The organism is Methylobacterium sp. Leaf118 (assembly GCF_920984675.1).
In the GTDB taxonomy this organism is placed as follows: domain Bacteria; phylum Pseudomonadota; class Alphaproteobacteria; order Rhizobiales; family Beijerinckiaceae; genus Methylobacterium.
Genome location: NZ_CAKLBV010000022.1, coordinates 17,126 through 34,242, shown reverse-complemented (window position 1 = coordinate 34,242; position 17,117 = coordinate 17,126). Strand labels below are relative to the sequence as shown.

At 70.7% G+C, this 17,117-nt stretch carries 22 protein-coding genes and 1 riboswitch; of the genes, 11 read left to right on the top strand and 11 right to left on the bottom strand.

All coding sequences use genetic code 11. From position 1 onward, the window contains the following. Nucleotides 1–74: 74 nt before the first annotated feature. The 3 genes from LW587_RS11700 to LW587_RS11690 all read right to left on the bottom strand — a co-directional run bounded on the left by LW587_RS11700 (nt 75) and on the right by LW587_RS11690 (nt 2,391). A complete protein-coding gene (locus LW587_RS11700) occupies nt 75–263 on the bottom strand; it encodes a hypothetical protein (protein ID WP_232629773.1) in 189 nt (62 codons plus the stop codon). 199 nt (nt 264–462) lie between these two features. Continuing rightward, nucleotides 463–984 (bottom strand): translation initiation factor IF-3, encoded by a 522-nt coding sequence (gene infC, locus LW587_RS11695; protein WP_232629772.1) that lies wholly within the window; start codon nt 982–984, stop codon nt 463–465. Between the two features lie 168 nt (nt 985–1,152). Continuing rightward, nucleotides 1,153–2,391 (bottom strand): glycosyltransferase family 4 protein, encoded by a 1,239-nt coding sequence (locus LW587_RS11690; RefSeq protein ID WP_232629771.1) that lies wholly within the window; start codon nt 2,389–2,391, stop codon nt 1,153–1,155. A gap of 137 nt (nt 2,392–2,528) precedes the next feature. Here LW587_RS11690 and LW587_RS11685 point away from each other — a divergent pair, with 137 nt between their 5' ends. Then, nucleotides 2,529–3,308: an alpha/beta hydrolase gene (locus LW587_RS11685; protein WP_442919138.1), complete on the top strand. Its 780-nt coding sequence runs from the start codon at nt 2,529–2,531 to the stop codon at nt 3,306–3,308. Nucleotides 3,309–3,408: 100 nt separating this feature from the next. Here LW587_RS11685 and LW587_RS11680 read toward each other — a convergent pair whose 3' ends face one another. Together LW587_RS11680 and LW587_RS11675 are read right to left on the bottom strand one after the other, a co-directional pair. Further along, on the bottom strand, nt 3,409–3,693 hold the full coding sequence (locus LW587_RS11680; RefSeq protein ID WP_232629770.1) for a DUF1150 family protein: 285 nt from the start codon (nt 3,691–3,693) through the stop codon (nt 3,409–3,411). Nucleotides 3,694–3,829: 136 nt separating this feature from the next. Next, nucleotides 3,830–4,261, bottom strand: coding sequence for an Hsp20 family protein (locus LW587_RS11675; protein WP_232629769.1), 432 nt, complete (start codon nt 4,259–4,261; stop codon nt 3,830–3,832). A gap of 566 nt (nt 4,262–4,827) precedes the next feature. Here LW587_RS11675 and LW587_RS11670 point away from each other — a divergent pair. From LW587_RS11670 to LW587_RS24050, 7 genes are all read left to right on the top strand, one after another. Further along, complete coding sequence (locus LW587_RS11670) at nt 4,828–5,289, top strand: Tat pathway signal protein (RefSeq protein ID WP_232629768.1); 462 nt, start codon at nt 4,828–4,830, stop codon at nt 5,287–5,289. 81 nt (nt 5,290–5,370) lie between these two features. Beyond that, nucleotides 5,371–6,075, top strand: coding sequence for a MotA/TolQ/ExbB proton channel family protein (locus LW587_RS11665; protein WP_232629767.1), 705 nt, complete (start codon nt 5,371–5,373; stop codon nt 6,073–6,075). A gap of 132 nt (nt 6,076–6,207) precedes the next feature. Next, the gene (gene tolR, locus LW587_RS11660) at nt 6,208–6,675 is read left to right on the top strand and encodes a protein TolR (protein ID WP_232629766.1); all 468 of its coding nucleotides are present in this window, start codon (nt 6,208–6,210) and stop codon (nt 6,673–6,675) included. A 4-nt stretch (nt 6,676–6,679) separates the two neighbouring features. Further along, complete coding sequence (locus LW587_RS11655; RefSeq protein ID WP_232629765.1) at nt 6,680–7,837, top strand: TonB family protein; 1,158 nt, start codon at nt 6,680–6,682, stop codon at nt 7,835–7,837. A gap of 61 nt (nt 7,838–7,898) precedes the next feature. Continuing rightward, a complete protein-coding gene (locus LW587_RS11650; protein ID WP_232629764.1) occupies nt 7,899–8,477 on the top strand; it encodes a metallophosphoesterase family protein in 579 nt (192 codons plus the stop codon). Nucleotides 8,478–8,591: 114 nt separating this feature from the next. Next, a complete protein-coding gene (locus tag LW587_RS11645) occupies nt 8,592–8,906 on the top strand; it encodes a hypothetical protein (RefSeq protein WP_232629763.1) in 315 nt (104 codons plus the stop codon). Between the two features lie 177 nt (nt 8,907–9,083). After that, nucleotides 9,084–9,218: a hypothetical protein gene (locus tag LW587_RS24050; RefSeq protein WP_269780326.1), complete on the top strand. Its 135-nt coding sequence runs from the start codon at nt 9,084–9,086 to the stop codon at nt 9,216–9,218. A gap of 183 nt (nt 9,219–9,401) precedes the next feature. On the opposite strand, the gene LW587_RS11640 is transcribed toward LW587_RS24050, so the two are convergent. Continuing rightward, nucleotides 9,402–9,647 carry a hypothetical protein gene (locus LW587_RS11640; RefSeq protein ID WP_232629762.1) on the bottom strand — a complete coding sequence of 82 codons (246 nt, stop codon included), beginning with the start codon at nt 9,645–9,647 and terminating at the stop codon, nt 9,402–9,404. A gap of 167 nt (nt 9,648–9,814) precedes the next feature. On the opposite strand from LW587_RS11640, the gene LW587_RS11635 reads away from it, so the two are divergent. Further along, complete coding sequence (locus LW587_RS11635) at nt 9,815–10,189, top strand: flagellar biosynthesis regulator FlaF (protein ID WP_232629761.1); 375 nt, start codon at nt 9,815–9,817, stop codon at nt 10,187–10,189. 331 nt (nt 10,190–10,520) lie between these two features. On the opposite strand, the gene LW587_RS11630 is transcribed toward LW587_RS11635, so the two are convergent. Together LW587_RS11630 and thiC are read right to left on the bottom strand one after the other, a co-directional pair. Then, complete coding sequence (locus LW587_RS11630) at nt 10,521–10,871, bottom strand: hypothetical protein (protein WP_232629760.1); 351 nt, start codon at nt 10,869–10,871, stop codon at nt 10,521–10,523. A gap of 210 nt (nt 10,872–11,081) precedes the next feature. After that, nucleotides 11,082–12,974, bottom strand: a complete 1,893-nt coding sequence (gene thiC, locus LW587_RS11625; RefSeq protein ID WP_232629759.1) for a phosphomethylpyrimidine synthase ThiC — start codon at nt 12,972–12,974, stop codon at nt 11,082–11,084. Between the two features lie 74 nt (nt 12,975–13,048). Beyond that, nucleotides 13,049–13,155: riboswitch (TPP riboswitch) on the bottom strand. Between the two features lie 255 nt (nt 13,156–13,410). On the opposite strand from thiC, the gene LW587_RS11620 reads away from it, so the two are divergent. Beyond that, the gene (locus LW587_RS11620) at nt 13,411–13,656 is read left to right on the top strand and encodes a hypothetical protein (RefSeq protein ID WP_232629758.1); all 246 of its coding nucleotides are present in this window, start codon (nt 13,411–13,413) and stop codon (nt 13,654–13,656) included. 174 nt (nt 13,657–13,830) lie between these two features. Here LW587_RS11620 and trhA read toward each other — a convergent pair whose 3' ends face one another. Continuing rightward, nucleotides 13,831–14,511 carry a PAQR family membrane homeostasis protein TrhA gene (trhA, locus tag LW587_RS11615; RefSeq protein ID WP_232629757.1) on the bottom strand — a complete coding sequence of 227 codons (681 nt, stop codon included), beginning with the start codon at nt 14,509–14,511 and terminating at the stop codon, nt 13,831–13,833. Nucleotides 14,512–14,777: 266 nt separating this feature from the next. Next, on the bottom strand, nt 14,778–15,914 hold the full coding sequence (locus LW587_RS11610; protein WP_232629756.1) for a COX15/CtaA family protein: 1,137 nt from the start codon (nt 15,912–15,914) through the stop codon (nt 14,778–14,780). A gap of 235 nt (nt 15,915–16,149) precedes the next feature. Here LW587_RS11610 and LW587_RS11605 point away from each other — a divergent pair, with 235 nt between their 5' ends. Further along, nucleotides 16,150–16,356 (top strand): DUF2842 domain-containing protein, encoded by a 207-nt coding sequence (locus LW587_RS11605; RefSeq protein WP_232629755.1) that lies wholly within the window; start codon nt 16,150–16,152, stop codon nt 16,354–16,356. Nucleotides 16,357–16,396: 40 nt separating this feature from the next. Here the strand turns inward: LW587_RS11605 and LW587_RS11600 are convergent, their stop codons facing one another. Then, a complete protein-coding gene (locus tag LW587_RS11600) occupies nt 16,397–16,996 on the bottom strand; it encodes an alpha/beta fold hydrolase (protein ID WP_232629754.1) in 600 nt (199 codons plus the stop codon). Between the last annotated feature and the right edge of the window lie 121 nt (nt 16,997–17,117).

Below are 17,117 nucleotides of genomic sequence, written 5' to 3'. Positions count from 1 at the left end.
GACCGCAATCACGACCAAATCGAGATGCGCGGCCAAATCGAACGTCGCGGCCATGCCGTCGCCGGGCGGCGGGATCAGACGAAGTGGCGAAACACGACGTGCCCGTTGCGGTCGGGGTCGTCCTCGAGCGGCGATTCGACGGAGGCGCCGAGGGCGCCGAGCCCAATCACCGAGACGAGGAGGAGCGACAGGGTCCGAAGGGCCCCGCGGCCGAAGCGCAAGCCTCGGTGCGCGGCGGACAGGCTGGTGCGAAGGGCCGTCATGTCCGATCTCCGCGTGCCGCTCGTGGCGGATGCGGGACTTCGGATGAAGCGCGAGCTTGGCCGATTTAAGGCGCGGGCGCCGGCCGGCCCGCGACGGGGCCCGGCCTCATGGGGGTGGGCCACACGAAAACGCACCGTTCCCTGTCGCGGGAGCAGTGCATCTGCGTGCAGCATCCAACTGCGCGGGACCGCAGGACGGTCAGCGAGGCGCCAGGATCATGATCATCTGGCGGCCTTCGAGCATCGGCTCGCTCTCGACCTTGGCGATCTCCTGCGTCTCGCTCTTTACGCGCTCGAGAAGCTTGAGGCCGAGATCCTGGTGGGCCATCTCGCGACCGCGGAAGCGCAGGGTGACCTTCACCTTGTCGCCTTCCTCGAAGAAGCGTTGCACGGCCTTCATTTTCACGTCGTAATCGTGCTTGTCGATGCCGGGACGGAGCTTAATCTCCTTGACCTCGACCGTCTTCTGCCGCTTCCGGGCCTCGTTCTGCTTCTTCTGCTCGTTGAAGCGAAAGCGCCCGTAATCGAGGAACTTGCAGACGGGAGGCACCGAGTTCGGCGCGATCTCGACGAGGTCGAGCCCGACCTCTTCGGCCATGGCGAGCGCGTCGAAGAAGGGCACGACGCCCCTGTTCTGGCCGTCTTGGTCGATCAGCTGGACGTCGCGGACACCGCGGATGTCCCGGTTGGCGCGCGGCCCGTCCTTCTGCGGGGCCGGCATGGCTCTCATTGGTCTGCGAATGGCTCAGTTCTCCTGTATCAACGACGAAACGGCAGCCTGAAGGAGCCCGCGTCTGGCGAGCTCCGGCCACCGATCGATCCGGCTCGGCCGGACAGCACTAACTTGGCAAATCTTCTTGTCGAGTCAACTCGCGGGATCGCTTTCGGTTCACGGACGTGACTGCGCACCCCGTTCGAGCAGCCCCGTATAGACCGCAAGCGTGCCCGCGATCATCCGGTCGAGCGAGAAATGCGCCGCCACATGGCTCTGCGCCCGGCGGGCGAGGCCGTCGCGGGCGCTCGCCCCGAGGGTGAGGGCCTCGCCGAGGGCGTCCGAGAGGGCGGCGGCGTCGCCGGCCGGCACCCGCCAGCCGGTGCGCTGGGCGGGATCGACATCGGGCGGGGCCAAAACCGTCTCGGGCACGGCGCCGAGATCGGACACGACCACGGGGATGCCGAGCGCCTGCGCCTCGACCGCCGAGCGCCCGAACGCCTCGGGCTCGACCGAGGGCACCGTGACGACCGAGGCGGCCCGGAAGGCCGCGGCCATGTCGGTGCAATGGCCGACCCGGCGCACGATGCCCGTCAGGCCCCGCGCCTCGATCAGGGCATCGAGCTCCCGCTCGTAGGCGGTGCGCCCCTGGGCGTCGCCCGCGAGCACCACGGCGAGGTCGCGAAATCCCTGCTGGCGCAGGAGCGCGGCGGCCTCGATCAGCACACGCTGGCCCTTCCAGGCGGTGAGCCGGGCGGCCAGCAGCACGACCCGCTCGTGGGGCGCGACCGCCCAGGCCCGGCGCAGGGCCTCGACCCGGGCCGGGGCGACGGCCACGGGGGTGAAGGTCGCGAGGTCGGTGCCGCGATGGATCACGACCACGCGGTCCCCGGCCTGCTCGGGATGCATCCGGTGGATCAGGTCGGCGGTGTAGTGGGAATTGGCGATCACGGCGTCGCCGCGGGCCATCACGGAATTGTACAGGAGCTTCACGCCGGTCCGGCCGGAATAGCTGCCGTGATAGGTCGTCACGAACGGGATCCCGAGGCGCCGGGCGGCGCCGAGGGCGACCCAGGCCGGGGCGCGGGAGCGGGCGTGCAGGATCTGCACGCCCTCGCGCCGGCACAGGCGGGCGAGGCGGCCGACATTGCGCGCCATGGCCAGCGGGTTCTTGGTGTTGGCTGGGAACGGCACCCAGATCCCGCCCTTGGCCTGCAGCTCGCCGACGAGGCGCCCGCCCTCCGTCGCGACGAGAGGGCGCGCGCCGACCTCCGCCAGCGCCGCGGCGATGTCGACGGTGGTCCGCTCGGCTCCGCCCGCCTCCAGGGCCGGGATGATCTGGAGAACCGTGACGCCGGCCAGCGGCGAGGGTTCGCCGGCGCGGACCGGGCCGCCGGAAAGGCCGAGCCCGTTCATCGCCGGCCCCGTGGCGGCGGAAGGGTCGCTCGAGAAACGTTCATGGCCTAAGGATCGTCCCCAGCGCTTTACGGTTCGGTAAACGGTGCGTCGTCGAGGCCCGTCGAATCGAGAGAACCCACGCGGACGTGATGGCGATGCCCGATTTCCCCGACGCGATGGTCCCGGATTTCCTCTCCGTCGGGTCCGGCCCCGAGGCCCGCCGGATCGCCGTGCGGGTGCGGGCGGGGGCGGGCCCGTCGGTGGTCTGGCTCGGCGGCTTCCGCTCGGACATGCGGGCGACGAAGGCCGCGAGCCTCGACGACTGGGCCGCCCGCGCCGGCCGGCGCATGGTGCGGTTCGATTATTCCGGACACGGCGAGTCCGAGGGGCGCTTCGAGGACGGCACGATCTCCGACTGGCTCGCCGATGCCGAGGCGGTCATCGACGCCCATGCGGGCCCGGCACCGATCCTGGTCGGCTCGTCCATGGGCGGTTGGATCGCCTGCCTCGTCGCCCGGGCCCGGGCGCGCCGGGGCGCGGGGATCGGCGGCATGGTGCTGATCGCGCCCGCCCTCGACTTCACCGAAACGCTGATGTGGGAGTCCTTCCCGCCCGAGATCCGGGAGACCCTGGCGCGTGAGGGCGTCTGGTACCGGCCGACGGACTACGCGCCGGAGCCCGATCCGATCCGCATGGCGCTGATCGAGGACGGCCGGCGCCACCTCCTGCTCGGAGAGGCGCTGGCGCCGGGTGGCCCGGTCCACATCCTCCAGGGGATGCGCGACCCGGACGTACCCCATGCCCACGCCCTGCGCATTCTGGAGCGGCTGCCGGCGGAGGGCACCCGCCTCACCCTCATCGCCGACGGCGATCACCGTCTCTCCCGGCCCCAGGATATCGACCTCCTGGTCCGGACGGTCGCGGCGATGGCCTGAACGCGCCACGCCACGGTTCGAGGAGCGAGGAATTTCGGGCACGAGGCCGCGTCGTCGTGCGGACCGACCATCGCGCACAGGGCGATGGTCGGCCGAGGGCTCAGTGCAGGCTCACCGGGTAGAGGTGATGGGCCATCGCATTCGCCACCGCCACCTCCCGCGAGTCGGTGAGCATGATCGGCGCGCCCGAGGCGGAGAGCAGTGCGAACAGGTCGAGGCCCGGGCTCATCTCGGGCGCCTGCGGGAACAGAGTGCGCACCTCGTCGGAGCGGATCGGCCGGACATAGGCGATATGGCCCTCGCCGAGCGCCGCGAACTCCGCCGGGTCGATGGCGGGGGTGGCGGTCGTGTCGATGGTCGGTCCCGTGGTGATCAGGTCGGTCATGAATGCCCTCCTTCGAGGCAGAGCGTGAACCGGATATGGTCCCGCAGGAGGCGGCGACAAACCCGGCTTGGGTGGGAAGGTCCGCGGTGCGTCGCCGCGCGTCCGTTCCCCTCAAGGTCTTCCATCGTTCGTTTCGTCAGTCGTCCTTGGCGGAGATCGCGATCTTGCGCACGGTCCGCTCCGGCTCCGGACGGACGAGATCGATCGAGAGGAGCCCGTTCGACAGATCGGCGCCGAGCACCTCCATGCCGTCGGCGAGCAGGAAGGCCCGCTGGAACTGGCGTGCCGCGATGCCGCGGTGCAGGAACTGGCGGGACTTGTCGTCGACCTGCCGGCCGCGCACGACGAGCTGGTTCTCCTCGAGCGACACGTCGAGTTGATCCTGCGTGAAGCCAGCCACCGCCAGCGTGATGCGGAGCCGGTCGGGCTCGCGTTCGCTGCGGACGATCCGCTCGATATTGTAGGGAGGGTAGCCGTCGCTTCCGGCCTTCGCCACACGATCGAGCGCCTGCTCGATCTCGTCGAAGCCGAGCAGAAACGGGTGCCCGAACGGGGATGGCCGCGTCATCGTCGTGAACTCGAACCTCCAGCGGAGCCCTGGTAGGGAGGATATCCCCGGCGGCACTCCACGGTGTCGGGCCCGCCTCGCGGCAGCACCCTTGCCCCGGGATATGGAAAGAGGGGTCCGGGCGATCAAGAGTGCGCCCGCCACCGCTAAAACCGCGCGCGGTGCGATCAAGAGCGCGCGAGGCGCATCGGGCGCCAAACGGCGGAAGGCGCGGGCGCCACGCTCCGGTACGCGACCGGCCGGCAGCGTAACGTGAGGGGGATGGGATGAATCGGCAAGATTATCCGGGATCATCAGGAAGATTGGCCCGGCCACGCTCGGGCGAATTAACAGTTTGGAATTGCTCTGAAATTCATCGTTCACCTTGATCGCGCCCCCCTTCCTCGGATAGGCACGCCTCGAAACGGGCGGTGCTCTGACCGGGGCGCCGAGCCTGGCCTTTGCCGTATCCGGACATCTCGGGATTGCCGCGCGGAACGGTTCCGCCGACGGCTCGGCAGTGAAGTTCGGACCGAGGACGCTCGGTGCCGGAGGACGGGAATGTCGTGATGCGCAGAGCCGGAGGAATGATGCGAGGCGGAAGCGGGATCGGACGGGGGACGGGAGCCGCGCTCCTTCTCGTGGCGGCGGCCTCGGCCGCTCCGGCGCAGGAGAGCCCGAAGACGGGCGCGACCGGCGCGCCGCTCAGAATCGAATTGAACCGCCTCGAACCGGCTGGCGAGGCCTGCCGCACCTACATGCTCGTCGATAACGGCCGCGGGCCGGCGCTCAAATCCCTCAAGGTCGATCTCTTCGCCTTCGACACCGAGGGCGTCGCGCAGAAGCGCCTCGCCGTCGAACTCGGTCCCGTGCAGGAGAAGAAGACGGTCGTGCGGCTGTTCGACTTCGCCGGGCTCAGCTGTCCCAAGATCGGCCGGATCCTGCTCAACGACGTGCTGGCCTGCGAGGGCAACGCCGAGGCGAGCCGCGAATCCTGCCTGGAGCGGATCGAGACCACCACCAAGACCCCGGCCGCCTTCGACCGCTAGCGGCCCGCGACCCGCGCGTCCCGCCGGCGCCGCGCGGCACCCGGGACGACGGACCGACCCGAGATTTCGAGGAGATCAGAGATGGATCCGACGTCCGCTCCCGTAGAAGCCGCCGCCCAGGTCGCGCACGACATGTCGTTCGTCGGCCTGTTCCTGCAGGCCGATCCGATCGTGAAGGGCGTGATGATCCTTCTCGTGGTCGCCTCGCTCGCCTGCTGGACCGTCGTGTTCGAGAAGGTGGTGCGGCTCGCCGCCGCCAAGCGCCAGGCCAAGGCCTTCGAGGCGATGGTGCGCTCCGAGGGCGCCGTCGATGCCACGCAGAAGGGCATCGCTGGCCATATCGTGAAGGCCGGCCTCGACGCGTGGCGCGATCAGGACCCGAGCGAGAGCCGGGCGGAGCGCCGCGAGCGGATCGAGCGTGCCATGAAGGGCGCGCTCGGCCTCGAGGTGAAGCGGCTCCAGGGCGGCCTGCCGCTCCTGGCCACCTCCGGCTCCACCGCCCCGTTCATCGGCCTGTTCGGCACGGTCTGGGGCATCATGAATTCGTTCTCGTCGATCGCGAAGAGCCAGGACACGAGCCTCGCCGTGGTGGCGCCGGGCATCGCCGAGGCCCTGTTCGCCACCGCCATCGGCCTCGTCGTCGCGATTCCCGCGGTGATGGCCTACAACAAGCTCTCGGGCGACGTCGCGCGCATCCAGTCGGGCTTCGTCTCCTGCATCGCGCTGCTCGGCAACCGCCTCGCCCGCGACCGCACCCCCCACGCCCGGGCCGCCGCGGCCGAGTAGCGGCCTTCGACCGGCCGGGACGCATCCGGTCGCTCCTCGCCGGCGCGCCGGGACGGCCGGATCCACCGACATTCTGAGTGCGGCGCCCGCCCGGCCGGCGGCCCGCCGCCGACGCCCGGGAGGGCGAACCGTATGGCCATGGGATCCCTTCGCTCGGGCGGCGACGACGAGGACGGCCTCGACGCCACGCCGATGTCGGAGATCAACGTCACGCCGATGGTCGACGTGATGCTGGTGCTGCTCATCATCTTCATGGTGGCCGCCCCGCTGATGACGACCGGCGTGCCGGTGCAGCTTCCGAAGACGACCGCGGCCAAGGTCGCGCAGGCGCAGAAGCCGCTCGAGGTCACCGTCGACAAGGACGGCAACCCCTTCATCGCCAAGGACGGCTTCACGGCGGAGACGATCCTGCCGCGTCTGCGGCAGCTCAAGGCCGAGCATCCCGAACAGGTCGTGCTCGTGCGCGGCGACCGGGACGTGCCCTACGGCAAGATCATGGAAGTGATGGGTCTCGTCGGCCAGGCCGGGTTCACCAAGGTCTCGCTGATCGCCCAGTCGGCGGGCGGAGCCCCGGCGCCCGCCCCAGGAGCCGCCAGGTAGACCCATGACCGCTTACGCCGAACGCGCGCCCGGCGGCCCGGACGGGGGGCAGGGCCCGCTCGCCGCTGCCTTCGCCGTCGCGCTGCTGCTCCATCTCCTGGGGCTCGCGGGCCTCGCCTTCATGCATGCCACGCCGCCTGCACCGGCGGGCGAGCAGCAGATCACGATCGACCTCGCCCCGCAGATGACGGAGGCCGAGACCCAGGCGCCGAACGAGACCCAGCAGCTCGATGCGGTGCCCGAGGAGGCCAAGCCCGAGGGCGAGCCCGCCGCCGCCGAACCGGTCGAGACGCCCGAGGAGGTGAAGCCCCCGCCGCCGCCGGAGGTGGCCGAGCTGCGTCCCGACGAGGCGACGCCCCCTCCCCCCACGGAGATGACCCAGGTCATGCCCGAGGAGGCGGTCCCGCCGCCTCCGCCGCCGGAGGCCGTGACCGAGGCCGTGCCCGAGACGCCGCCCCCGCCGCCCGAGGAGCAGGTCATCACCTCGCAGGCCCAGGAGGCGGAGCCCTTGGCGCCGCCGCCGCCGGTGGTCGCCCGGACCCCGGAGCCGCCCAAGCCCGTCAAGGAGGTCAAGCCCGTCGAGGAGGTCAAGCCGCGGCCGCAGCCCGACCCGGCCAAGATCGCCGCCGAGCGCGAGGCGCGCCGCAAGGCCGCCCTCGACAAGAAGCGCGAGACCGAGCGCGAGGAGCGGCGCCTGGAGGCGCTGGAGCAGAAGCGCGAGGCCGAACGGGACGCGAAGCAGAGGGCACTCGCCAAGGCGAAGGCCGAGCGCGATGCCGCCCGGCGGGCCCAGGCCGCCCAAACCGGCAACGCGCAGCGCAACTCCGCCGCCACCTCGCGGCAGAGCGGGACCGGCGCCGCCGCGGCCGGCAGCGATCCGAATGCCATGGCGGCCTGGAAGGGGGCGATCGCCTCGACGATCCGCGGCCGCATGAACCGGAGCGCGGCGGATGGGACGTCCGGCGGCGTGGCGACCGTGCGGTTCACGGTGAGCCGGTCCGGCGCGGTCAGCGGCGTAGCTCTCGCCGGAAGCAGCGGCGTGGGCGCCATCGACGGCGCCGCGCTCGCGGCGGCGCGGGGCGCCTTGCCCGCCGCTCCGTCCGGCGTGACGCAGCCGAGCCTCTCGGTCACCGTGCCGATGCGGTTCAATCCCGGCCGCTGACGCCGCCTTTACGGAGCCCCGCGCCGCGCTACACCCCGATCCCGGCGGTGGAGCGCGGCGCATGACGACCTTCTTCACGAGCGACACGCATTTCGGCGATCCCCGCATCCTGCGGATCGACCGGCGTCCCTTCGCCGATCTCGCGGCCCACGACGCCGCGCTGGTGGAGGCCTGGAACGCCACCGTCGGGCCGGACGACGAGGTCTGGCATCTCGGCGACTTCGCCCTGGGACCGGAGCCCGAGCGGGTCGCGGCGCTCCTCGCCGCCCTGGCCGGGCGCAAGCACCTGATCATCGGCAACAACGACGGGCCGGGCACGCTCCGCGCCGCGGGCTGGGTCTCGGTCGGGCATTACGCCGAGATCGAGGTGGAGGGGCGCCGCCTCGTCCTGTGCCACTACGCCTTCCGCACCTGGAACGGACTCGGCCGCGGCGCGATCAACCTGCACGGCCACTCGCATGGGCGGCTCACGCCGATCCCGCGGCAATACGATGTCGGCATCGATGCGCAGGGCCTGCATCCCATCGGGCTCGACCGGATCCTCGCCTCCCGGCGCGGGAAAGGGGCGGCGAAGGCGCGCCGGACCGCTGCCGAAACTTCCGCCAAGCTTGCTCGAAAGAGTGCGGAACCATCGGTCTAGCCTCTCCGTTCATCAGACCGACAGGGACGGCAATGCACCGCAGCGAAAGCCGAGGGCACTGCACGCTCCCCCATCCTCCCGCGACCTCGGTCGAATCAGCGTCGGTTTCGTCCCATGCGTTCCACCGTCCTTTCCGGCCTCGCCGCTCTTCTTCTCGGCACCAGTGTCGCCTCCGCCGCCCTCGCCGCTCCCGGCTGCCTCGACGGGCGCCGCAAGGTCCAGGAGGCAAGTGCCTTGCGCTACCAGGCCCGCCAGGAGGCGAGGCTCGGAAACCACGATCGGGTCTGCGACACCCTCGACGAGGTGGGCGACCGCTACCACGAGGCGCAGGACGCCTTCGAGGATTGCGGCGCCGACATCGTGGCCATCGACCTGCGCACCGAACTGCGCGACCTGCGCCTCGCCAAGCGCCTCAACCGCTGCGACTGAGCGGCCGGCCCCGCTTGCGGGGCTCGGCTCTTCCCCGGACGACCCCTCTCGAAACCTTGCCGAACCCTTTGCACGGATCGTGTCCGCGCATCCTGCCGAGGTGCGTCCCCGCACCGCCGAGCGCGGCCGTGCGACGCATCGTCACTTCAACGAAACGTCCCGATTCGGAGCCCCGCCATGAACCAGACCAGCGCCAGCCAGACCGTCTCCGAGATGCGCACCGGCCCCTCCTTCGCGGCGGCCCTGTGCGGCTTCCTCGGCTGCACCGTCGCCACCACGATGGTGATGTTCCTGCTCGGGAGCAGCGTCTGAGGTTCGATCGCTACCCCCGCCGGACGATCCCCTGATCCTGCTGGGCCGCCCGCTCGGCCCGTCAGGATCAGGCGATCGTCCGGGGACGCATCCGACCGACGACGGCGACGGTTCCGCGTCGCCGTCGCATCGGCATCGGTGCCGCCCTGTCGCGACGCGGCGTCCGGCCGCGCGGGGCGGAGCTCAGGGCGCGATGGACCACAGGCGGTTGCGGGAAAACAGCATCTCGGGTCGGCCGACGCGGGGCTCCGCCCGGACCTCCGGACAGAGCAGCGGTTCGGTGCGGGCCATCGGGGTCGCCGGGGCCGCGGCCTGAGCCGGCGGCATCAATCCCAAGCGGCTCTGCACGGCGGGATTGCGGGCGGCGGAGATGGTGACGACGCCGGCGATGATGCATCCGGCGATCAGGCCGAGGAGGAAGTTCGTCATTCGAGGCGGGTTCCGGACCCGGTGCGGAACGGGCAGTCCACGGCGAACCACTCGTCTCCCATCGGGGCGCCATTGCGGCGGTGACGCTCGCACACCTCCTTTTAAGAAACTGCATGTCACATCCTCCGCACGGACGGTTCACCGCGTCCGGCGACAGGGGCAGGACGATGCATTACGGCGCCAGTGCCTACGCGAAGGTCGCGCGCGTCGCGCTCCCGCCCCGCGAGGCGGAAGCGGCGGTTCTCCTGAAGGCGGCGGGACGGCTCCAGGCGCTGGGCGCCGAAGTCGGCTCCGGCCCGGCCCTCAACGAGGCGCTGGTCTTCAATCAGAAGGTCTGGACGATCCTGGCCTCGGCGGCCTCCGACCCCGCCAATCCCCTGCCCGAAGAGATCCGCATCGGCATCGGCCGGCTCTCGGTCTACGTGTTCCGCACGATCGTGGACACGATGATCGACCCGAGCCGCGAGAAAATCGAATCGCTCGTCTCCCTCAACAACCACATCGCCGCCGGCCTCCAGGGCGATCCCGGCGCGGGCGCCTAGGTCAAGCCCGAGCGCGCTTCGAGAACCGGCCCCGCGATCGGAGCGAAGGCGGTGCTCTCGAACCGTGCGCCGCATCGGCGTTTTTCGGAGTGCTTTTTTCCGAGTGCTAGCGGGAACGCCTTGGAGCGCCGCCCGCGACGGTGCGGGGCGTCGCCGGAGGCCGATCGATCCGCCGTCCGATCTCTCCGATCGTCCGGGCGATGACGGGAGCACTTGAACCGGTGCGCGGCCTGACCGTGGCCAATCCCCGATCGACGCGGCTTCGCCCCGCGACGCTTCGGTGCGCGCAGGGGAAAGAGTTTCGTGCCGCAGCGAGAACGAACCGCGCCGGTCACACGGTGCGGGCGACACGCTCCCCGGTGAAGACGGAGGTCGTCTCCTTCGCGTAGATGCGGGCCTTGAGCACCACCTCGTCGGGGATCTGCATCACCACGTCGCCGGTCCTGGGATCGGTCACCCGGAAGACCAGCGACTGGCTCTGGGCATCGCGGACATAGGCGCGCCGCTCCGGCTCGTCCGGTTTCGCCTCGCCGGCCTCGGGTCTCAGGTCGAGGGAGACGGCCGGCTCCAGCAGGCGGGATTCCGCGCCCGCCCCGTCTGCCGGGGCGACGAAGCGTACGGGTGCGACCGTCGGCGCCGGGGTGACGGGCGGCGTCGACGTCAGGGGCCGGATCGCGTCCATGGCCGATCTCCTTCGGGTTCGAGCGCAAGCGTGAGCCTGAAGGAGATCGTGCAGGTCGCTACCGGATTCTTAAAGGAACCGGTTTCTCCCCCGGGGCCGGATTTCGGAGTCTGCGGGGGGTGAAGACGATCCCGACAATTGTCGCGATCGCCCCGGGGCCGGAGTGTCTCGACGGGGCGGCCCTCCCGGAGGAATGGCCGCCCGTTGCCCTTACTCGGCGGCGTCGACGTAGAGCTTGCCGCCCTCCGCCAAAAATTCCTGGGACTTGGCCGCCATGCCGGCGTTCCGCTCCTCCTCCGAGAGGGGCTTGGCCTGCCCGAGCACCACGCCGGCCTCTTCCATGGCGAGCACGTCGGCGCGCAGGTCCTGCGTGATCTTCATCGAGCAGAATTTCGGCCCGCACATCGAGCAGAAATGGGCGACCTTGTGGGCGTCCTTCGGCAGGGTCTCGTCGTGGTAGCTGCGGGCCGTGTCGGGATCCAGCGAGAGGTTGAACTGGTCGTCCCAGCGGAAATCGAACCGGGCGCGGCTGAGGGCATCGTCCCTGAGTTGCGCGGCGGGGTGGCCCTTGGCGAGATCGGCGGCATGCGCCGCGATCTTGTAGGTGATCACGCCGGTCTTCACGTCGTCGCGGTTCGGCAGGCCGAGATGCTCCTTGGGCGTGACGTAGCAGAGCATCGCCGTGCCGAACCAGCCGATCATCGCCGCGCCGATTCCACTGGTGATGTGGTCGTAGCCGGGGGCGATGTCCGTGGTCAGCGGGCCGAGGGTGTAGAACGGCGCCTCGCCGCATTCCCGCAGCTGCTTCTCCATGTTCACTTTGATCTTGTGCATCGGCACGTGGCCGGGGCCCTCGATCATCACCTGGCAGCCCTTGTCCCAGGCGATCTTGGTGAGCTCGCCCAGGGTCTCCAGCTCGGCGAACTGCGCCGCGTCGTTGGCATCCGCGATGGAGCCGGGGCGCAGGCCGTCGCCGAGCGAGAACGACACGTCGTAGGCGCGGCAGATGTCGCAGATCTCGTCGAAGCGCTCGTAGAGGAACGATTCGCGGTGCCCGGCGAGGCACCAGCGCGCCATGATCGAGCCGCCGCGCGAGACGATGCCGGTGGTGCGCCGCGCGGTCAGCGGGACATGGGCGAGCCGCACGCCGGCATGGATCGTGAAGTAGTCGATGCCCTGCTCGGCCTGCTCGATCAGGGTGTCCTTGAAGACCTCCCAGTCGAGCTTGAGCGGATCGCCGCCGACCTTCTCCAGCGCCTGGTAGATCGGCACCGTGCCGATCGGGACGGGCGAGTTGCGCACGATCCACGAGCGGATGTTGTGGATGTTGCGGCCCGTCGAGAGATCCATGACGGTGTCCGCGCCCCAGCGGATCGACCAGACCAGCTTCTCGACCTCTTCCGCGGCCGAAGAGGTCACGGCCGAGTTGCCGATATTGGCGTTGATCTTCACGAGGAAGTTCCGGCCGATCGCCATCGGCTCGAGCTCGACGTGGTTGATGTTGGCCGGGATGATCGCCCGGCCCCGCGCCACCTCCTCGCGCACGAAGTCGGGGGTGATGAAGGGCGGCACCGAGGCGCCGAAGCTCTGGCCGTCGGCGAGGGCGGCCTCGGCCCGCTCCAGCATCTGCGCGCGGCAGGCGTTCTCGCGGTGGGCCACGTAGATCATCTCTTCGGTGATGATCCCGGCGCGGGCGAACTCGTACTGCGTCACCATCTGGCCCGGCGCCGCCTTCCGGATCGTGCGCTCGGCCGGGCACGGGGCGACGAGCTTGTCGGCCGAGGCGAAGCCGTTATCCTCGGGCTTCACCGCGCGGGGCTGCACGGCGGCGTAGCCGCGCTGGATGATCCACGGCTCGCGGGGGGCGGGCAGGCCCTTCTCGAGGTCGATCGCCGCCTCGGTGTCCGTGTAGGGCCCAGACGGGTCGTAGACCCGCACCGGCGCCTCCTTCGGGTCGGAGAGGGCGATCTCCCGGTACGGCACGCGGATATCGGGCCGGCCGGGCGCCTCGGCATAGACCTTGCGCGATCCTTGGACCGGGCCGGTGGTGACGCTGGCAGGGTTGCCGCTGGGTAGATCTTTGGGACGGACGGGTGCGTTCATCGCTGTCGCTCCTGACATGGGAGGCGACCCGTGGTCCCGACGATGGTGCGGTCGGCCGTTGCTCGTGGGAGCGAGTGGCCGCTGGTTCCCGTCCCTCCGCCGGTACGAGCCGGATCAGGTTCAAGGGTCAGGGCATGCGCCCACTCTCAGCCCCCTTGACGGGGCCCCCCTCGGAACGATTCCAGCCTCTTCCCAAGCGCCATTCTTGTCAATCCGTCATGCGTGAGGGTCAAATCGGAGTGATCGCTTTTGTTTGCGCGCCGGCCTGCCGCCCAAAAGCCTGCGCATTCGTGGCAGATGCGAGCGGTCGGCCCCACGCAAAACTCACCAATCCGGCGGTCTTGGTCGTCGCGCGGCCCCCATCGACCCCGCAAGTGTGGATGGCGGGCGCCGACGGGGTGGCCATGCGGGCCGCCTTCCGCGACACAGATTCCCGATGAGCACGATCGTCCCCTTCCGCCGGCCCAAGCCCGCGCCCCGCGCCGCCTGTGATGTCGCGGCGGTTGCGAGTGATCTTCTCGCGGTTCTCGATCAGCTCGAAGGGCTGGTGGAGCGCGCCGCTGCCATGGACCGCCCGCCGCTCGAAGTGGAGCGCAGCGTCCAGCACCTGCTCGACGCGATCAGCGCGGTGGAGCGGGCCTCCGACACCCTCGGCGAGGGCTGTGCCCCCGAGATCGCCTGACCGGCGCCTGTCGCGCCGGCGATCCGCGCGCCGACGCGATCCCGAAGGAAACGGACGGTTTTCGCGGGGCTCGCTTTGCCGGGACGGCCCAAGATGGACCGGCTGAGGCCCCTGCCCTCCGGCGTGGTGACCCCCTGCCCAGGACCACGACGCGGACCGGAGACGCCTCGGGCGCTACGAGCCGGCGGCCAGGACGCTCGTGATGATCGTCCCGTAATGGCACGCCGTGGCGGCGAGGACGAAGGCGTGCCAGATCGCATTCTGGAACGGCAGGTTGCGCCAGACGTGGAACACGACGCCGACCGAGTAGAGCAGGCCGCCGATGGCGAGCAGCCACAGGGCGGAGGGGCTGAGGCCCGAGATCACCGATTCGTAGGCGAGCACGCCGCTCCAGCCCAGCATCAGGTAGAGCACGATCGAGACCCGGTCCCAGCGGCCCGGCATGCAGATCTTGATGGCGATGCCGGCGAGCGCCACCGTCCAGATCAGGGCGAGCAGGCTCCAGGCGACGGGGCCGGAGCCGACGAGCGCCACCACCGGCGTGTAGGTGCCGGCGATCATCAGGTAGATGAAGGCATGGTCGAACCGGCGCAGGATCCACTTGCGGGGTGAGACCGGCCACATGTTGTAGGCGGCCGAGGCCCCGAGCATCGCCACCATCGCGGTGGCGTAGATCAGCAGAGAAGCCCGCTCCAGCCAGCCGAGATGGGTCAGCGCCGCGGTCGCGACGAGGCAGATGGCGCCGAGAAGACCGAGAATGACCCCTGCGATGTGAACCACACCGTCCGCCCGCATTTCGCTGGGCGTATAGTTCCAGGTCAGGGTGACCGGTCGTCCATCCTCGGCGAGAAACATCCTCTGCTCCCCTGCTTGCGCGATAATCAAGTCTTGAGGGCCACGAGTCGTTCCATCAACGAACTACGCACCCGCACTTGTTCCACAGGAATCCACCGGTCCGACGACTGTCCTTCACTTGTGCGTTGCAAGGTGAGCGGCCGGCCATGCTGCGTCGCCGTCCGCCCGATCCACGATCGGCTCGAATCGCTACGGTTTCATGAACCGTCGTGCAGGGTGAGCAGAATCCGGGCCAGAGCGGAGGCAGGATCGTGCAGGCCGCCGCGTCAGGCGCGCCCGCCCGCCAGGGTTTCGAGGCCGATCGGCACGGTCGGCTCCGACAGGACCGGGGCCGCGCCGACGCCCAGGCTGAGGCGGGCGTGGACGGTCGCCATCACCAGCACGGCCATGGCGAGGATCTGGTGGGCGAGCCCGGCCCAGATCGGCACGGCCAGGAGGAGGGTGACGATCCCGAGCGCCATCTGGGCGACCGCGAGCGCCGCCACCCCGGTCGCCCGGCCGGCCGCGCTCCGGGACGGGCCGAGCACGGCCTGGATTGCGTGGGCGAGCGCGGCCAGCACCACCAGATAGGCGAACAGGCGATGGTTGAACTGGACCAACGTCAGGTTGTCGACGAAGTTCTCGATCCAGGGGGCTTGCGTGAACATCAGCCGGGCGGGCGGCACGACCATGCCGTCCATGTCGGGCCAGGTGTTGTGGACGAGGCCGGCCTTCGAGCCGGCCACCAGGCCGCCGAGCCAGATCTGCACGAGGACGAGGGCCGGCAGCAGGAGGGCGACAGCCCGCACCGGGGCGGGCGCGGGAGCGAGCCCCCGGGGCCGGGTGCCGGCGGCGAGCCAGACGAGGCCCGCCAGGATCAGGCTCGCGGTGGTGAGGTGGAGCGCCAGCTTGAGGGGCGCCACCGCGGTCATGCCGGGCTGAAGGCCGGAGGCCACCATGATCCAGCCGATCGCGCCCTGCAGCCCGCCGAGCAGGCCGAGGCCGAGGAGGCCGGCCAGCAGGCGCCGCGAGAGGGCGCCGCGCCACCAGAACCACAGGAACGGCACGAAGAAGACCACGCCGACGATGCGGCCGAGCAGGCGATGGGCCCATTCCCACCAGTAGAGCGTCTTGAAGCTGTCGAGGCCGAGGCCCTGGTTGAGGATGCGGTACTGGGGCGTGTCGCGGTACTTGGCGAACTCGACGGCCCAGTCGGCGGCGCTGAGCGGCGGGATCACCCCGGTCACGGGCCGCCACTCGGTGATCGACAGGCCGGAGCCGGTCATCCGCGTCGCCCCGCCGAGGGCGACCATGCCGACCACGAGGAGGGCCAGCAGGGAGAGCCAGCCCCGCACCGCCCCCTGTCCGGGGCGCGCCGGCGCGGCGGCGTCGCGGTCGCTCGGATGCGCTGTGGACAGTCTCATGATGGTCTCGCCTGCCGTCGGACGGCCTTCGGCGCCTCGTGCGCAGCGCTTTCGCGCGAAACTCCCGGGTTCCGGGACGCTCGTGAGGGGCTCTTACGGGACGCGGACGGCCGGGCGCAACGCGACGTATGACGCAGGGGCGTCCCGTTGCGGCCCGGCGGCCGGGCCTTTACGACCCTGCGGGGGATCGGACGGCTTCGCCGGTCCCGCGATTACGAGAGAACGGTCCAGCCCCATGCGCCGCCGCACGCGCACCCTCCTCGGCACCTTCGGCATCCTGGTCTTCGTGATCGTCTACGCGCCGCTCGCCATGGCGCTCGCCGACAGCCGCATCTCGCAGGCCCACCCGGCCCTGCAGACGGTCGCCTATTGCATCCTCGGCATCGCCTGGATCTTCCCGCTGATGCCGCTGATCCGGTGGATGGAGCGGCCCGACCGGTAATCCGCGGGGCGCGAGCCGACATCCGGACGGCGGCCCCGCCTTAGGGGGCGTCCGTCAGATGCCCCTCGATGAGGCCCGCCACCTCGGCCGCCCGGTCCCGCGCCAGATCGTGATCGCCCCCGCGGACCACGTGGAGCGTGGCATTCGGGAGGAGCGCCCGCAGCCGCTCTCCGACGGAGACCGGGCTGATCGGATCGCGATCGCCCCAGATCAGCAGCGTCGGGGCCCGGATCGATCGGATCGGCTCGGACAGGTCCTCGCCCGCCTCGAGAATCCACCGCGCCGCCCGCGGAAAGGCGGCGGCGTAGTCGGCGCGCCAATCCGTCCCGCCGAGATCGGCCGCGGGAACGCCGCCGGAGGTGGCGACCAGGACCAGACGCCGGATCCGGTCGGGGGCCTTCAACGCTGCCTTGATCGCCACGAGGCCGCCCATCGACTGCGCGACGAGGTCGACCGGCGCGCCCATGCGATCCGTGACCATGGCGACGAGATCGTCGAGCCCGGAGACGGCTTGATGGGCCGGCTCGTCGCCGAGGCCGGGCCAGGCGAAGAACACGCCGTCGAGGCGGGTCCGGTCGGCGACGGGCCGCCAGAAATGGGCGCTCGCCCCCGCGCCGGGCAGGAAGAAGGTCTGGGTCATCGGCGTGTTCCGTCCATCGGCGCCCGGTCCGGCCGGGGCGCTCCCCAGAGGATGCCGCCGCGGCGGCGCCGCGGGCATCGGCCGAGGGGCCCTGAATGCCCCGGGACGGCGGCCCGGCGCA

What these genes read in the sequence shown, in the direction of transcription:
- LW587_RS11610 (WP_232629756.1), bottom strand. Translation starts at nt 15,914, where the DNA reads ATGAGACTGTCCACAGCGCATCCGAGCGACCGCGACGCCGCCGCGCCG.
- LW587_RS11685 (WP_442919138.1), top strand. Translation starts at nt 2,529, where the DNA reads ATGCCCGATTTCCCCGACGCGATGGTCCCGGATTTCCTCTCCGTCGGG.
- thiC (WP_232629759.1), bottom strand. Translation starts at nt 12,974, where the DNA reads ATGAACGCACCCGTCCGTCCCAAAGATCTACCCAGCGGCAACCCTGCC.
- LW587_RS11640 (WP_232629762.1), bottom strand. Translation starts at nt 9,647, where the DNA reads ATGACGAACTTCCTCCTCGGCCTGATCGCCGGATGCATCATCGCCGGC.
- LW587_RS11700 (WP_232629773.1), bottom strand. Translation starts at nt 263, where the DNA reads ATGACGGCCCTTCGCACCAGCCTGTCCGCCGCGCACCGAGGCTTGCGC.
- LW587_RS11670 (WP_232629768.1), top strand. Translation starts at nt 4,828, where the DNA reads ATGATGCGAGGCGGAAGCGGGATCGGACGGGGGACGGGAGCCGCGCTC.
- infC (WP_232629772.1), bottom strand. Translation starts at nt 984, where the DNA reads ATGCCGGCCCCGCAGAAGGACGGGCCGCGCGCCAACCGGGACATCCGC.
- LW587_RS11630 (WP_232629760.1), bottom strand. Translation starts at nt 10,871, where the DNA reads ATGGACGCGATCCGGCCCCTGACGTCGACGCCGCCCGTCACCCCGGCG.
- LW587_RS11655 (WP_232629765.1), top strand. Translation starts at nt 6,680, where the DNA reads ATGACCGCTTACGCCGAACGCGCGCCCGGCGGCCCGGACGGGGGGCAG.
- trhA (WP_232629757.1), bottom strand. Translation starts at nt 14,511, where the DNA reads ATGTTTCTCGCCGAGGATGGACGACCGGTCACCCTGACCTGGAACTAT.
- LW587_RS11690 (WP_232629771.1), bottom strand. Translation starts at nt 2,391, where the DNA reads ATGAACGGGCTCGGCCTTTCCGGCGGCCCGGTCCGCGCCGGCGAACCC.
- LW587_RS11675 (WP_232629769.1), bottom strand. Translation starts at nt 4,261, where the DNA reads ATGACGCGGCCATCCCCGTTCGGGCACCCGTTTCTGCTCGGCTTCGAC.
- LW587_RS11605 (WP_232629755.1), top strand. Translation starts at nt 16,150, where the DNA reads ATGCGCCGCCGCACGCGCACCCTCCTCGGCACCTTCGGCATCCTGGTC.
- tolR (WP_232629766.1), top strand. Translation starts at nt 6,208, where the DNA reads ATGGCCATGGGATCCCTTCGCTCGGGCGGCGACGACGAGGACGGCCTC.
- LW587_RS11680 (WP_232629770.1), bottom strand. Translation starts at nt 3,693, where the DNA reads ATGACCGACCTGATCACCACGGGACCGACCATCGACACGACCGCCACC.
- LW587_RS11665 (WP_232629767.1), top strand. Translation starts at nt 5,371, where the DNA reads ATGGATCCGACGTCCGCTCCCGTAGAAGCCGCCGCCCAGGTCGCGCAC.
- LW587_RS11620 (WP_232629758.1), top strand. Translation starts at nt 13,411, where the DNA reads ATGAGCACGATCGTCCCCTTCCGCCGGCCCAAGCCCGCGCCCCGCGCC.
- LW587_RS11645 (WP_232629763.1), top strand. Translation starts at nt 8,592, where the DNA reads ATGCGTTCCACCGTCCTTTCCGGCCTCGCCGCTCTTCTTCTCGGCACC.
- LW587_RS24050 (WP_269780326.1), top strand. Translation starts at nt 9,084, where the DNA reads ATGAACCAGACCAGCGCCAGCCAGACCGTCTCCGAGATGCGCACCGGC.
- LW587_RS11635 (WP_232629761.1), top strand. Translation starts at nt 9,815, where the DNA reads ATGCATTACGGCGCCAGTGCCTACGCGAAGGTCGCGCGCGTCGCGCTC.
- LW587_RS11600 (WP_232629754.1), bottom strand. Translation starts at nt 16,996, where the DNA reads ATGACCCAGACCTTCTTCCTGCCCGGCGCGGGGGCGAGCGCCCATTTC.
- LW587_RS11650 (WP_232629764.1), top strand. Translation starts at nt 7,899, where the DNA reads ATGACGACCTTCTTCACGAGCGACACGCATTTCGGCGATCCCCGCATC.